Annotated in this window: 12 protein-coding genes; 3 read left to right on the forward strand and 9 right to left on the reverse strand. The window is 68.4% G+C overall.

All coding sequences use genetic code 11. The annotated features are described in order from the left end of the window. Positions 1-87 precede the first annotated feature (87 nt). Positions 88-1,044, forward strand: coding sequence for an aldo/keto reductase (locus CEK29_RS13350; protein WP_094858410.1), 957 nt, complete (start codon positions 88-90; stop codon positions 1,042-1,044). A 7-nt stretch (positions 1,045-1,051) separates the two neighbouring features. Here the strand turns inward: CEK29_RS13350 and CEK29_RS13355 are convergent, their stop codons facing one another. The 9 genes from CEK29_RS13355 to CEK29_RS13395 all read right to left on the reverse strand — a co-directional run bounded on the left by CEK29_RS13355 (position 1,052) and on the right by CEK29_RS13395 (position 11,008). Continuing rightward, positions 1,052-2,200 carry an AAA family ATPase gene (locus CEK29_RS13355; protein WP_094858411.1) on the reverse strand — a complete coding sequence of 383 codons (1,149 nt, stop codon included), beginning with the start codon at positions 2,198-2,200 and terminating at the stop codon, positions 1,052-1,054. A 30-nt stretch (positions 2,201-2,230) separates the two neighbouring features. Continuing rightward, a complete protein-coding gene (locus CEK29_RS13360; RefSeq protein ID WP_094858412.1) occupies positions 2,231-3,133 on the reverse strand; it encodes an RNA ligase family protein in 903 nt (300 codons plus the stop codon). 577 nt (positions 3,134-3,710) lie between these two features. Further along, entirely contained in the window at positions 3,711-4,226 is a 516-nt protein-coding gene (gene sodC / locus CEK29_RS13365) for a superoxide dismutase family protein (protein WP_094858413.1), read from the reverse strand. 270 nt (positions 4,227-4,496) lie between these two features. Beyond that, a complete protein-coding gene (locus tag CEK29_RS13370; RefSeq protein WP_094800721.1) occupies positions 4,497-5,462 on the reverse strand; it encodes a Bug family tripartite tricarboxylate transporter substrate binding protein in 966 nt (321 codons plus the stop codon). A gap of 251 nt (positions 5,463-5,713) precedes the next feature. Beyond that, positions 5,714-7,255, reverse strand: coding sequence for a malonate--CoA ligase (locus tag CEK29_RS13375; RefSeq protein WP_094858414.1), 1,542 nt, complete (start codon positions 7,253-7,255; stop codon positions 5,714-5,716). A 4-nt stretch (positions 7,256-7,259) separates the two neighbouring features. Further along, the gene (locus CEK29_RS13380; protein ID WP_094858415.1) at positions 7,260-8,063 is read right to left on the reverse strand and encodes an enoyl-CoA hydratase/isomerase family protein; all 804 of its coding nucleotides are present in this window, start codon (positions 8,061-8,063) and stop codon (positions 7,260-7,262) included. A 31-nt stretch (positions 8,064-8,094) separates the two neighbouring features. Further along, positions 8,095-9,387: a malonyl-CoA decarboxylase domain-containing protein gene (locus tag CEK29_RS13385; protein WP_094800724.1), complete on the reverse strand. Its 1,293-nt coding sequence runs from the start codon at positions 9,385-9,387 to the stop codon at positions 8,095-8,097. Next, complete coding sequence (locus CEK29_RS13390; protein ID WP_094858416.1) at positions 9,338-10,090, reverse strand: GntR family transcriptional regulator; 753 nt, start codon at positions 10,088-10,090, stop codon at positions 9,338-9,340. The genes CEK29_RS13385 and CEK29_RS13390 overlap by 50 nt, the downstream gene beginning before the upstream one ends. Positions 10,091-10,237: 147 nt before the next feature. Then, on the reverse strand, positions 10,238-11,008 hold the full coding sequence (locus CEK29_RS13395; RefSeq protein ID WP_094858417.1) for a spermidine synthase: 771 nt from the start codon (positions 11,006-11,008) through the stop codon (positions 10,238-10,240). Positions 11,009-11,175: 167 nt separating this feature from the next. Between CEK29_RS13395 and CEK29_RS13400 the strand changes: the two genes are divergently transcribed. Then, the gene (locus CEK29_RS13400; protein WP_094858418.1) at positions 11,176-12,765 is read left to right on the forward strand and encodes a gamma-glutamyltransferase; all 1,590 of its coding nucleotides are present in this window, start codon (positions 11,176-11,178) and stop codon (positions 12,763-12,765) included. Between the two features lie 20 nt (positions 12,766-12,785). Next, complete coding sequence (locus CEK29_RS13405; RefSeq protein WP_094858419.1) at positions 12,786-14,336, forward strand: winged helix-turn-helix domain-containing protein; 1,551 nt, start codon at positions 12,786-12,788, stop codon at positions 14,334-14,336. Positions 14,337-14,356: the final 20 nt, after the last annotated feature.

The raw sequence follows: 14,356 nt of genomic DNA on the forward strand, positions 1-14,356 counted from the left end.
CGTCAGCGCCCCGCTGCACCGCAGCATCGGCCCGCCTCCCTTTCTTTCCGGCCCGACCTGTCGGGCCCGATCACCAGGACACCCATCATGCAGACTCGCCCGCTCGGCCGTTCCGGTTTGTCGATTCCGCCCATCGCCTTCGGCGGCAATGTGTTCGGCTGGACCGCCGACGCCGCCACCACGTTCTCGCTGCTCGACGCCATGGTCGACGCCGGCCTGAACTTCATCGATACCGCCGACGTGTACTCGCGCTGGGTCGAAGGTCATTCGGGCGGCGAGTCCGAAACCCTGATCGGCCAGTGGCTCAAGAAAACCGGCAAGCGCGACCGCGTGCTGATCGCGACCAAGGTCGGCATGGACATGGGAGACGGCAGAGTCGGACTCAAGCCGGCCTACATCCGCCAGGCGGTCGAGGATTCGCTCGCGCGCCTGCAGACCGACCACATCGATCTCTACCAGGCTCACAAAGACGATCCCGACACACCGCTCGCCGACACGCTCGAAGCCTTCGCCGAGCTGATCGCCGCCGGCAAGGTGCGCGCGATCGGCGCGTCCAACTACTCCACCGCCCGGCTCAACGAAGCGCTCATCACCAGCGAACGCCTGGGCCTGCCGCGCTACGAAAGCATCCAGCCCGAATACAACCTGTACACCCGCGAGCCGTACGAGAATGGCTTGCAGGAGCTGGTCCTGAGCCAGGAGCTCGGCACGATCAACTACTTCGCGCTGGCGAGCGGCTTTCTGTCGGGCAAGTACCGCAGTGCGGCCGATGCCGGGCTCAGCGTGCGCGGTCAGAAGATCGTCGAAAAATACCTCGACGCGCGGGGACTGCGCATTCTCAAGGCGCTCGACGAGGTCGCGGAGAACAGCGGCGCGCGCCCCGCGCAGGTGGCGCTGGCCTGGCAGCTGGCCCAGCCCGGCATCACCGCGCCGATCGCCAGCGCCACCTCGATCGCGCAGCTCGACGAGCTCGTCGGCGCCGCCCATCTCAAGCTGTCGCGCGACGATCTCGTGCGCCTGAGCGCGGCCAGCGCCTGGTGCTGACGCCCCGCTAGGCGGCCACTGCCACCTCGTAGCGCACGGCGTGCGCCTCGGTCGGCAAAGGCAGCTCCCAGCGGTGCAGCATGCCGAGCAGCGCCTTATTGCTGAGCGTGGTGTCGCGCCGGTTATTACGCCGCAGCAACTCCGCGCGCGGCTGCTCGAGATACACGATCTCGACCTCGGCGCCGTAGGCGTAGCAGAGGTCGAGCGCGCGCGAACGCATCTGCTCGCTCAAGTGCGTGGCGTTCCACACGAAAGCCTGGTGCTCGCGCAACAGGGCACGCGCCCGGTCCAGCGCGTAGTGCGCGGCGCGGCCGTCGTTCTGGCCGTGCCGCAAACCCAGTGCTTCGCGCGCGTCGTCATACGACACCACCGGCAGCCCCGCGCGCTGCTCGCGCACCCAGCTATCCTTGCCCGCGGCGGGCAGCCCGCACATCAGCGTGACACGCGCGCCCGGCTCCTGAAACAGCGGGTAGTCGGGATGCACGTCCGCGCCGCGAAAATAGCTCACGCGCGTGTGCGCATCGGCGAAAGCACGCGGCTGGCCGTAGCAGCCCTCCTCGCGCGCCAGCTCGCGGAACAGCTCGATGCTGTCGAGCACCCGCGCCTGGTCCGCGCAGATCCGCCCGCGCATGTCGGCCTCGGCCAGCGCCGCCAGCAGACGGATATCCAGCTGCCACGACAGCGCCCGCACCGTATGCACCGGCGGCACGGGCCGGCGCGTGTCTTCCAGGCAATAAAAAGGCACCTGATGCACGGCGATCAGACGGCAGACCGCCTCGCGCTGGTCGAACGGCATGCCGGCCTCCCAGAGCAACACACGCGCGTCGATCGCGCCTTTGCGCGAATGGCCGGGCTGCCCGATCCGGCCCGTCACCGGGTCGATCACCGTCGTGCGGTACTTCGCCACGTCGTGCAGCAGCGCCGCGAAAAACAGCACGGCCCGCTCGTGCGGCGTGGCGAGCGCATAGTCCTGCGACGCGATCAACGCCTCGACGACCATGCAGGTGTGGGTCCAGACGTCGCCCTCGCCGTGATAGGCCGGCTCCTGCGGCGTGGTGCGCGCCTGCTCCAGCACCGGAAAGGCGGCCAGGCATTGCGCCGCGTCGAAGGCCTGACGGGCTTCGGGCACCAGGCGGCTCAGTTGATTCCAATTCATGTCGATACTCCTTGTTCTGTTCGCGTCAGCTCAGCGCGCGCGGCGGCGCTTGCCCGTCGGGACCGCGGCGTTCAGTTCGTCCAGGCCCTGCAGCGTGCGCAGGCCCAGCGATTCCCAGGTGAGCGCGAGCCGCGGCGCATACAGATCCACGCCTTCGGCCAGGCCGTTGGGCAGGATCGGGCGGCGCTGGTGATGCGAACCGCTGTCGAGAATGGTCTGCACGAAGTCCGGCCGCACGAGTTTGTAGCGGGCCAGCACGCGTTGATCGTCCTCGACCTTGATGTACAGCCCTTCGGCCTGATCCGAGGGGTCGGTCTGCTGCCGGCACAGGTCCAGCGGCAGGCCTTCACGCGCGACCGTGTCCGCGAACCGCTCGCGCCACGTCGTGCTCTTGGCCAGCGAGGGCCGCACCAGTTGCCACAGCAGCGCGGGCCGCGCCGGCATGGGCCCCGCGTACAACACGGGCACCGGCAGCACCGGCGCGCCAGCCAGCAAGGCATGGCGGCGCGGCGTGGACAGAAAGCAGTCCGCGCGGTGGTCGTAGATGTCGAACTCGTGGAAGTGGTGCGGCAGGCGGTCGTAAAAGACCGAATGCTTGCTGAACGTCCATTCGCCATACATCACGTAGCGGTCTTCGAGCAGCGCGAGCAGCCGCGCCTCGTGCGCCACCGCCCACTGCTTGAACAAATTGAACTGGCGTTCGCGCGCACCGCCGGCCAGGTAATGACCGCGCGACTGCAGCCGCAATTCGCCCGCCGCGCTGAACGACACGCCGGTGTTCGCGCCATCGAGTTTTTCTTCGATGACGACACGACGGCCGGCCAGCGCCTGCAGCGCGACCTGATCGCTGGCGTCATCGCCCACCTGCAGCCGCGACCCTTCGAGGTGCGGCGTGCGGGGGTACTTCAAGAGAGATTGAGAGGAAATAAGCATGTTCGTCGCCCGCCGCGTTATTGGCGCGAGCGGACCAGGGACCAGACAATGGAACCGACGAACAGGCGAATCCGGGCGCATGCGTGGCGATGCACGCAAGGGCGGGAGCAAGAGCGGATCGGGCGCGAGAAGACGCGGTCCTGCCAGGCGTCACGGGAGACGTCGGGGACCTGCGTTGCGATGCGAGGAGGCGGGAGCTTCGTGCCGCGGCAGCCTCATGGCAGGCTGACGGGGAACGGAACCAGTACCGCAGCCAACACTGGCGCAGACTGCGCCGGATCGAGGCTGCTTGCGGCAGTCGTCGGCGATTAGCGGATGACGAACAGACGGGGCACTTGAGGCTCCAGAATGAAGAGGTGTTTGAAACAGAGCGCGATTCTAACGCGCCCCGGGCGCGGCTTTCAAGTATCGATGCGCGCGCAATCATTTCAGGCCGGGCAGCCGGCGCGGAAGCAGCGGCGAAAGAACGCGGCGGAACGGCGGCGCGGAACCGCGGCCGAAAAACCCCGGTCGAGAAACGCGGCCGAGAAACGAAAGAGGACGCCGTGGCGCCCTCCTCCTGCCAGCTGCGGCGTACTTACTTCACGACACCGCAGACGATGCGCGCACCGCCACCGCCGAGCTTCTCGGGATGATCGCTGTGGTTATCGCCACCGGCGTGCACCATGAGCGAATGGCCCTTGAAATCGGCGGCCTTCAGGCGCGGCGCCAGCACGGGATACGTAGCCTTGCCGTCGGCCGTCACGTAGAGCGCCGGCAGGTCGCCCTTATGGCCGCTGTCGTCGTAGGGGCCCTTGTGCGCGTTGGTCTTGTCCGGATCCCAATGGCCGCCCGCACCGCCACCCGGCACCGGCTTGCCGTCGGCCGTGGTGGTGTCGCAGGAGGGCTTTTCGTGCAGATGGAAGCCGTGCACGCCGGGCGGAAGGCCTTTCAGATCGGGCGTGAGTGCCGCACCGTATTTGCTGTCTTCGATCTTCACGGTGCCCGCGGCGCCTTCGACGCCCTTGGCGCTGACGAATGACAGGTCGACGGTCTGCGCTTGCGCCAGGCCGGCGGCGCCGGCCAGCACCGCGGTCAATATCACACGCTTCATGAGAGCTCCTTCGGATCGGTGGGGCGCGGACGCGCCCCCGGTCCCAACCAGTCTAGCGAAGGGCCGGAGGGCCAGCAACGCCGCACCGGCCCCGGTGTGTCACCGATTGCTTCAGATGGCCGGGCGATGCGGCGTTTGACATGCGGCTGGCGAGACGCGACCGGCAGGCGCACCTCGCAGCCGCGCCTAGCCCGGCCGCACCTGGCCGGCCGCACCTAGCCGGCCGCACCTCGCCGGCCGCACCTAGCCGGCCGCACCTCGCCGACTCCGTCAGTCCAGCGTGACGCCGGAATCCTTCACCACCTTGGCCCAGCGCGAGATCTCGCTGTTGACGAACTCGCCGAACTGCTTGCCCGTGAGCGTGGGGATCGTCGAGCCGTTGCCGGCCCAGGTTTCCTTGATCTTGGGCTGGTTCAGCGCCTTCGTCACGGCCTCCGTCATGCCGGCGACGGCGTCGGGCGGCGTGCCGGCCGGGGCCCACAACGCGTACCACGTCGACACCTCGTAAGTGGGCAGGCCGGCCTCGGCGGCCGTCGGCACATTCGGGAACGACGGCGAACGCTCCTTGGCGGCCACGGCCAGCGGCTGAATCGTGCCCGAGCGGATATGCCCGGCCGACGAGCCGAGGCCGTCGAACGCCATGTCGACCTGCCCGCCGATCAGGGCCGACAACATGGGGCCGGCGCCCTGATACGGCACGTCGACGAGTTTGATGCCGGTCTGCATGGCGAACAGCTCACCCGCCAGATGGTGCGTGCTGCCCTTGCCGGCCGTGCCGAAATTGATTTCGCCCGGATGCTTCTTGGCGTAGGCGATCAGCTCGGCCACGTTCTTCACGGGCAGCTTGCTGCTGTTGATCACGACCACCTGCGGCGGTTGCGCCAGCAGCGCGACCGGCACGAAATCCTTCTGGATGTCGTAGCTCAGGCTCTTGTACAGCGAGGGGGCGAGCGCGTGGTGCGCGCCGCCCATGAAGAAGGTGTAGCCGTCGGGCTTGGCCTTGGCGGCCACGCCCGCGCCGACGGTACCGCCCGCCCCGCCCTTGTTGTCGATCACGACGGGCTGGCCGATCTGGGTGCCCAGCTGCTGGGCCAGGGGCCGCGCAAAGGTATCGGTGCCACCTCCGGCCGGGAACGGCACGATGATCGTCACCGGGCGGTCCGGCCAGGCGGCCACCGCGGGCAAACCGGCCGTGCAGGCCACCAGGGCCGCGATCGCGGTCAATGCTTGTCTCATGAAGCTCCTCCTTGGTCATGCGCAGGATGAACGTGCCGCCGCTTATCCGGTCGTGCGACGTCCTTGTGTTATGTGTCGTGGCGCCCGCTCGCTGTCGGAGGGTGCGCCCGCCTGTGCTTCTGCTGCATACACTACAAGTACTGCCGGGATGTTTGAGTCGAACCTCCTTGCCCATCAATGGCGCGCCCGCGAAACGCTGCCGGCGCCGTCGTCAAAGAAAAATGGCCCGGACACTCGCCCCGGCCATGCGATCACGCCGCGCGATAGGTGTCGCGCAATACGTTCTTCTGCACCTTGCCCATGGTGTTGCGCGGCAGCTCGGCCGCCACATGGATCTGCTTGGGCACCTTGAAGTTGGCGATGCGCTGCTTCAGCTCGGCCTGCATGGCCTGCGCGTCGAGCTTGGCGCCGGCCTTCGGAATGACCACCGCGACCACCGCCTCGCCGAAGTCCGGATGCGGCACGCCGATCACGGCCGACTCCGCCACGCCATCCATCTCGTCGATCAGCGTCTCGATTTCCTTGGGGTAGACGTTGAAGCCGCCGGAAATGATCAGGTCCTTGCTGCGGCCCACGATCGACAGGTAATCGTCGGGGACCGCGCGGCCGGCGGCCTCGCCGCCCCAACGCCCGACGTCACCGGTCTTGAACCAGCCATCGGCGGTGAACTCTTCCGCCGTCTTTTCGGGCATGCGCCAGTAACCCGAAAACACGTTCGGGCCCCGCACCTGCACATTGCCGATTTCGTTGGCCGGCAGGGCTTTGCCCGCATCGTCGACCACGCGCACCTGCACCTCGGGCAATGCCTTGCCGACCGTGCCGCCCAGCCGGGCGCCTTCGCCCGCTTCGTAAGGGTTGGAGGTCAGCATGACGGTCTCGCTCATGCCATAACGCTCGAGGATGGTGTGCCCGGTACGCTCGTGAAACTCGTTGAACGTTTCGGTGAGCAGCGGCGCCGAGCCCGAAATGAAGAGCCGCATGTTGGCGACCACGGCCTTGTCGAAACGCTTCTCGGCCAGCAGGCGCACGTAGTACGTCGGCACGCCCATCATGACCGTGCTGCGCGGCAGGTAGCGCAGCGCCTGTTCGATATCGAGCTTGGGCAGCCAGATCATGCGGGCGCCGGCGAGCAGCGCGCCGTGCGAGGCCACGAACAGGCCGTGCACGTGGAAGATCGGCAGCATGTGCAGCAGCACGTCGTCGGCGCGCCAGCCCCAGTAGCGATGCAGCGTGCGCGCGTTGGCCGCGAGGTTGCCATGCGACAGCATCGCGCCCTTGCTGCGGCCGGTGGTGCCCGAGGTGTACAGGATGGCCGCGAGGTCATCGTCCTTGCGCACCGCGGTACGGAACGTCTGCGGCAACCCGGCGGCGGCCGTCAGCAGCGTGCCGGTGCGGTCTTCGTCCAGCGTGTACACATGGCGCGTGCCGGCCGCCTTCGCGACCTTCTCGATCCAGCCGAGGTTCTTGCTCGAGCACACCACCACGTCGGGTTCGGCGTTGCCCAGGAAATACTCGATTTCGGATTCGCGATAGGCGGTGTTCAACGGCAGGTACACGTAGCCCGCGCGCAGCGTGGCGAGGTACAGCAGCAGTGCTTCGGGCGACTTCTCGACCTGCACCGCCACCCGGGCGCCCTTCGGCAGCTTGAGCGAGGCCAGCAGATTGGCCATGCAGGCCGTGGCGCGCTCGATATCGTCGTAGCTGTATTCCAGGTCGGGCGTTTCGATGGCGATTTTCGTGCGATCGGCGGGGAAGCCGCCGGCAAGGACCGCGTACAGATTGGCGTTGCTCACCGTTTCAGTCTCCGGTAAAGGTCGGTGTCGTGCCGGCCAGAAACGCACGCACACCTTCGTGGTGGTCCCGGCTCTCGGCATATTGGAAGAATTCTTTGTACTCGGCGTCGCTCAGCGGGGTGGCATCGGTCAGCCGCCGAGCATAGCGCTTGTTGAGTCGCGCCGCAGCCGGCGCGCCGGCCACGATCCGCGCCACGGCCGCCTGGGTCTGGGCATCGAGGTCGGCCGGGTCGACCACCCGTGTGAGCAGGCCCATGCGCAGCGCCTCGGCCGCATCGAACACGCGCCCCTCGAGCAGCAGCGCGACCGTGGCCGCACGACCGATCAGGTCGATCATGCCGCGCATCTCGTCGGGCGCCAGCGGAAAGCCGAGCCGGTTGATCGGCACGCCGAAGCGCGAATCGGCCGCCGCGATGCGCAGATCGCACTGGCTCGCGAGTTCGAGGCCACCGCCCACGCATACGCCGGCGATGCTGGCGATCACGGGATGCGGGCACGCCGCGACGGCATGCAGCGCGGGCGCCAGCACCTGGCGGTGGTAGTGCACCACGCTGGCGAAGTCGGCGCGCGCGGCCGGAAATTCCCGGATATCGGCGCCGGCCGCGAAGTTGCCGCCGTCGCCCTGCAGCACGATGCAGCGCACGCTGTCATCCTGGTTCAGCGCCGCGAAGCGCTCGGCGAGCTGATGCCACATAGCGATGCTGATCGCGTTGAGCCGGCCCGGCAGGGACAGCGTGACCCACGCGACCGCGCCCTGCCGTTCCAGCTTCACTTCGCCCGGCTGCGCCGGGTCATTGACTTGTGTCACGCGTCTCCTCCTGCCGCCGTCGCCGGCCGCGCTAGCCCACGCGGGCGATCGAACGGCTGATCACGGGCTTGCCATCCTGCAGGCGCGCGAGGTTGTCGTCCAGGTCGGCCAGCACGTAGGCGTAGTTGACCATCATGCCGCAGGACTGGCTCAGCCCCTTGGCGGACAGGTCGGCGGCCCAGTTCAGGCGCTCGATGCGGGCGCCGTTGCCCAAATGGAAACGGGCCACCGGGTCGAGCGGCATGTCGTTTTTCATCTCTTGCAGATAGTGCGCGGCCAGCTTGAAACCGGCGCGCTGCACCACCTCGGAGGGCTTGCCCTGAGCAGCCCGGCGCAGCCGTTCCACCCAACGCGCGCCGTCCGGCGCACCGGCACGCACCTTCTTGGTGTCGCGCACGATCGCTTCAACCTCGGCGGCCGGCAGCTTGGCCAGCCAGTCGGCGAAGCCGGGGATCGGCGAGAGCGTGGCATACGACTTCAGCTGCGGCAGCTCGTCGACGAGCGACTCGATCACGCGCTTGAGCAGGAAGTTGCCGAAGCTGATGCCGCGCAGGCCCGCCTGGGTGTTCGAGATCGAATAGAAGATCGCCCAGCGCGCCTTGGCCAGATCCTGGGCGGGCGCGGCCATGTCGAGCAGGACCTGCACGTTGTCGGCCATCTGCGGCGCGAACGCCACCTCCACGAAGATGAGAGGCACGTCCGGCATCTGCGGGTGGAAATAGGCATAGCAACGGCGGTCGGCCGCGACACGATGCTTGAGGTCGTCCCACGAGCGGATTTCGTGCACGGCCTCGTAGATGATGAGCTTCTCGAGCAGCGAGGCCGGCGAATCCCAGGTGAGCGGGCGCAGCGTGAGCAGGCCCACGTCGAACCAGGCCGACAGCAGCGCTTCGAGCTCCTTGTCGAGCGCCTGCAGGCCGGCCACCTGCTTGCGCCAGCGCAGCATGTCGGCCCGCAGCGACACCAGAAAGCGCAGGCCATCGGGCAAGGCATTGAAACGCTTGAACAGACGCACCGCGGACTCGGCGGGCTGCTTCTGCGCGCCGTGTCCCTGGACCAGCCCGCTCAGCAGTGCGCGTTGGCGCTTCGCGTCGCCCTCGTGATAGGCCGCGCACCAGGCACGCGCCAGCTTGTTGGCGCGCACGTCGGTCAGACGCGCGGTGAAGAGCGCCTCGATGTCGGCGGCGGGCGGCAGCGGGTTGCGTTCCCAGAGGCGGCCCAGCCGCGCCATCAGGCCGGCCTGTTCACCCGCCTCGGGGCGGTCGAGGTCCGCCTCAGGCGTTGGCGCGACGCGTGCGGGAACGAGCGAGTCGTGTACTGGCATGGGACGGGTCCTCCTGGATGATGTCGGTCGGCGTGCGCGAGCCGGCGCGCGCCAGAGTGCGTAGCGCGTCGAGCTGGCGCAACAGATGCTTGCGCGCCAACGCTTCGGCCCCCTCGGGGTCGCGCGCCTTGAGCGCGGCGTAGATGGCGAGATGCTCGGCGCAGGATTCCTGAATGCGGCCGGGCAGGGAAAGGCTTTTGTGGCGGAACAGGCTCAGGACCTTGCGCAGCCCGTCGACCATGTCGGAAAGCCAGCGGTTGTCGGCCAGGGCCTGTGTCGCCACGTGAATCTGGTAATTGGTTTCGTAGTAGGCGTCGATGCGGCCGGCGCTGGCATGCGCCTGCAGGGCCTCGTGCAACGGCGCCAGCGCGGCAAGCTGCGCGTCCGTCGCCCGCAGGGCCGCTTCGTGGGCGCACCGCCCTTCCAGCATGGCCATCAGCGGGAAAATCTGCTCGAGATCCTGCACCGAGACTTCGTTGACGAAGCAGCCGCGGCGCGGCTCCAGACGGACCAGGCCTTCGTTGGCCAGCACCTTGAGCGCTTCGCGCAACGGCGTACGCGAGATGCCCAGTTCGCCGGTGAGGCGGACCTCGTCGATCCACTGGCCACTCTCCAGCGCCTGGGTCCGAATCATGTCGCGCAGGCGATCGGCCACCTCCAGGTACAGAGCCTGCCGAACGATCGGAGCGGGGGCGATATCCATGGCGCGTAATTCATAATTATGAATACAACCATCGTACGCCCCCCTCCCGCAGGCGGCTAGTCCTGGCGAGATCAGGACAAACCCTTAGAACAAAAAAAAGGGCGTGGGCCTTCCGGCGCACGCCCTCCGCTGAATGTAAGACCCGCCTCAGAGATGCAGCACGCCGTCCGACGCGTGACGGACCAGGGCACGGGCCCAGCGCCGTGCCGGCAGCCCATATTGCGACTCGACGACCTCGGCGCGCGCCAGCAGATCGGCCGGCGTGACGGCCAGCGGCGGCCCGGTGAAGGCAAGCACGATCCGGTTGCCCGCGTCGACCTCGGGCAGCGGCATGATGCGGCCGTCGAAGGCTTCCATCAGATTGTCGATGTTGCGGTCGAAGCTGTCGTGCTGGCCGAACAGATTCACGGTGAGCACGCCCACCTCGCCCAGCACGCGACGGCAGTCGCGGTAAAAGGCCACGCTGTCGCGCACGGGCCCCCGGGCGGCCGCATCGTAGAGATCGACCATCAGCACCGAGCAGCGCCCGGCATTGAGCGGATCCGCCACCCACAGGGCGGCGTCGTCATGGTGGACCGCCAGCCGCTTGGGCGTGGGCAGGCGGAAAAACATCTGGCAGACCGCCGTGACCTGCGGGTTCCATTCCACGACATCGAGTTCGCTGCGCGTGTGCTTGAGGCAGAAGCGGGTCAGCGACCCGGCGCCCAGACCGAGCAGCCCGATCGACTGCTCGCGGGACGGTTCGAGGAACAGCAGCCAGCCCATCATCTGGGCGGTGTATTCGAGCACCAGTTCGTGGGGATCCTTGATGCGCATCGCGCCCTGGATCCATTCGGTGCCGAAATGCAGATAGCGCACGCCATCCGCTTCGGAAAGCGAAGGTTGATCGTGCTCGGAAGGTTTGTTGTGCTTGGCCATCGGGCGATTGTAGCGAGCGCCGGTGGCGCGGGTGGCGCACGCATCCGCTGCGCGACGCGCGTCTGCTGCGCAAGTCCGCTGAGCGCCCGCAATACGCGCACGGGAAAAGCGCTTGGTCCATAATGGCCGCTCCGTCCCGGCGACGTTTCGAGCGAAGGAGTACCGCGGTGTCCGACAATTTCTCGTCCTCGCAAACCATACGCAAAACTGTGCTGCGCACCCACGGCGGCGTGGTGGCCTCGCAGCACCGCAAGGCCGCCGAAGCGGGCGCGGCGGTGCTGGCCGCCGGTGGCGACGCGGTCGATGCCGCCGTGGCCACCTCGTTCGCGGCGGGGGTGGTCGAGCCCTGGATGAGCGGCCCGATGGGGGGCGGCGCCATGGTGATCTACCGCGCCGACGAAGACCGGGCGCGCGTCGTGCACTTCGGCATGCGCTCTCCGGCCGCGCTCGATCCCGCCGCGTACCCGCTGGCGGGCGGCGGCCAGGTGTCGGCCGACCTCTTCCCCTGGCCCGCCGTGGTCGACGACATGAACTGCCGCGGCGCCAAGGCCGTGGCCGTGCCCGGCGTGGTGGCGGGCATGAGCGAAGCCCACGCCGCCTATGGCCGGCTGTCGTGGGGCGAAGTGCTGCAGCCTGCCGTGACCCTGGCCGAAGCCGGGCTGGCGCTCGACTGGTACACGACCCTCATGATCACCGGCTCGGCGCGCTGGCTGTCGCGCGACCCCGATGCCGCGCGCATGTTTCTCGATGAGGGCCAATGGCCCAAGGCCGGCAACTGGGCCACGGCCGAAAACAACCGCATCGCCCTCACCCAGCAGGCGCTCACCCTCGCCCAGCTTGCCGAAGAAGGCGCAGGCGCGTTCTATGGCGGCGACATCGGCGCCACGCTGGTGAACGACGTCCAGCGCAAAGGCGGCTTCCTGGCCCTGCGCGACCTGCTCGACTACCGCGCCCAATGGCTCGAACCGCAACGTGTCGCCTACCGCGGCGGCGTGATCCATGTCACGCCCGAAATGACGGCCGGCCCCAGCCTGGCGCGTTGCCTCGGCCGTCTCGAAACGCTGATCGAACCGCACGGCCATCCCGACGCCGACACCTATCTGGCCTACGCCAAGGTGCTGCGCGACGAATACGAATGGCGGCTCGGCAACATGGGCGACAACGAAGACCCGCGCGCGCCGGCCTGCACCACGCACTTCAGCGTCGTCGACCGCCACGGCAACATGTGCGCGGTCACGCAGACGCTGCTTTCGGCCTTCGGCTCGCACGTGGTGTCGCCCGGCACCGGCATGCTGCTGAACAACGGCATCATGTGGTTCGATCCCGAACCGGGCAAACCCAACTCCCTCGGGCCCGGCAAGCGCTGCCTGATGAACATCTGCCCGGTGGTGGGCCAGCACAACGGCCGCGCCTTCGCGCTCGGCGCCTCGGGCGGTCGCAAGATCCTGCCCGCGGTGATGCAGCTGGTGTCGTTCCTGGTCGACTACGGCCTGTCGCTCGAAGACGCGTTCCACCACGCCCGTATCGACGCCAGCACCGAGACCATCATGATCGATCCGGCGCTGCCGCCCGCGGTGCAGGCCGCCATCGCCGAACGCTTTCCGCACGCACTCGCCAAGCGCACCTGCTATCCCTATGCGTTTGCCTGCCCCGCCGGCGTGCTGCGCGACGGCGAAGGCAACCAGGGCTGCACCGAGATCATGTCGCCCTGGGGCGACACGGCGTTCGAGGAACACGCCACCTGGCCTTCCGCCTGATTCGCGGAAGCCGTCCCGGCATGCGATTCCACGATCTGGTGTTCGATCCCAACTGGCTCGCCGCTCACGGCGATGACGGCAGCGTGATCCGTTTTTCGCGCAAGGAGCGCGCGCTGCTCGAGCAGCTCATCGGCCAGGCGCCGCGTCTGCTCAGCCGCGCCGCGCTGGCCGACGCGCTGGCGAGCGACGGCAACGAATCGGCGGATCGCAACGTCGACTTCGTCGTCAATCGCCTGCGCACCAAGCTGCGCGACTCGGCCCGCACGCCGCGCTTCATCGCCACCCAGTATGGCGAGGGCTACTACTGGATCGCCCGCCCGGCGCTCCCGGCCCAGGCCGCGGCGGCGCGCCCGCCGTTTCTGGTGGTGGGGCCCAACCACGGCGGCAACGCCGAGTTGGCCGCACAGCTGGCCCGGGCGCTGCAGCGCGCCAGCCATGCGGATACGCAGGTCCATTGCGCCCATCCCGATCTGCCGGGCCCGGCCCAGGAAGCCCTGCTCGAGACCGCCCGCTATACGCTGGAGACCAGCGTGCACACGGCGTTCGATCAGCCTCAGGCGCACCTCGCGCTGGTGCTGCGCCATGTCGCCACGCGCCAGATCGTGCGCACCTTCCGCGCCACACTGTCCGCGTCCGACACTCGCGACGCGCTCGCGGCCCTGGCGCAGCAGGTCCTGCATGCCCTGTGGCAGCACGGCGCGCTGAACGCCACGCAGGCCACGCCGACCGACCGCCCGCTGGACCTGCTGCTGCACGAAAGCGCACTCATGCTGACCGACTCGCCGCAGACGTGGAGCGCGAACGAAGCGCGTATCGCCCGCGAGCGTGCCGAGCATCCCGATGATCCGCGGCTTGCCGTGATGCAGGCCCTGGCACTGCTGAGCCGGATGGTGCTGGGCGGCGGCGCCGACGCGCCCGGCGACGCGTCATGGGAGGCAATGGAAGCCGAGATCGAGGCGCTGGTGCTGGGCGCACTGCCCCGCGTGCAGGACGATCCGCTGCTGGTCCTGAGCGTGGCGCGCGCACTCTACTTCGTCAATCGCGGCCACGATGCGCTGGCCGAGCGCCTGGCGCGCCAGACCTTCGAACGCAGCACGGCCTTCGCGGCCGCATTCGCCACCCTGGCCCCGATGCACATGCATGCCGGGCGCATCGACGAGGCCGAAAGCCTGTTCGACCAGGGGATCGCGCTATCGGAGCCGGGGTCGGAATTTCGGGTCAGCCTGATGGTGCAGAAATGCATCGCGCTGCTGGCCTGCGATGCGCGCGACCGGCTCGACAGTGCCTGCGCGACGCTGTATCAGGTCAAGCCGCTGACCCGGATGCAGCTGGGGCTCTTCGTGGCACCGGCCGCCCCCGCCGTGCTCGCCCCCGATCTGCAGGGGGTGATGGCCACGTTCGACACAGCGGGCGCCGCGCGGCTGCTGCAATACGCCTATACGGTGCACGCCCGCCACTTCCGCGATCCGGCGCACCGGCGCAATGTGCTCTACGGAGCCAACAGCCATTTCGAACGGCATTTCGGCAAGGCGGTGGCCAGCGCCGACGTGATCGCGGCGCTCGGCCGCTAGCGGCCGGCGGTCCCGCGGCG

The sequence above is a fragment of the Bordetella genomosp. 5 genome, assembly GCF_002261475.1.
GTDB lineage: Bacteria > Pseudomonadota > Gammaproteobacteria > Burkholderiales > Burkholderiaceae_B > Bordetella.

Bases quoted from the DNA above. Each gene is read 5' to 3' on its own strand.
- CEK29_RS13350 (WP_094858410.1), top strand. From the start codon at position 88: ATGCAGACTCGCCCGCTCGGCCGTTCCGGTTTGTCGATTCCGCCCATC.
- CEK29_RS13355 (WP_094858411.1), bottom strand. From the start codon at position 2,200: ATGAATTGGAATCAACTGAGCCGCCTGGTGCCCGAAGCCCGTCAGGCC.
- CEK29_RS13360 (WP_094858412.1), bottom strand. From the start codon at position 3,133: ATGCTTATTTCCTCTCAATCTCTCTTGAAGTACCCCCGCACGCCGCAC.
- sodC (WP_094858413.1), bottom strand. From the start codon at position 4,226: ATGAAGCGTGTGATATTGACCGCGGTGCTGGCCGGCGCCGCCGGCCTG.
- CEK29_RS13370 (WP_094800721.1), bottom strand. From the start codon at position 5,462: ATGAGACAAGCATTGACCGCGATCGCGGCCCTGGTGGCCTGCACGGCC.
- CEK29_RS13385 (WP_094800724.1), bottom strand. From the start codon at position 9,387: ATGCCAGTACACGACTCGCTCGTTCCCGCACGCGTCGCGCCAACGCCT.
- CEK29_RS13390 (WP_094858416.1), bottom strand. From the start codon at position 10,090: ATGGATATCGCCCCCGCTCCGATCGTTCGGCAGGCTCTGTACCTGGAG.
- CEK29_RS13395 (WP_094858417.1), bottom strand. From the start codon at position 11,008: ATGGCCAAGCACAACAAACCTTCCGAGCACGATCAACCTTCGCTTTCC.
- CEK29_RS13405 (WP_094858419.1), top strand. From the start codon at position 12,786: ATGCGATTCCACGATCTGGTGTTCGATCCCAACTGGCTCGCCGCTCAC.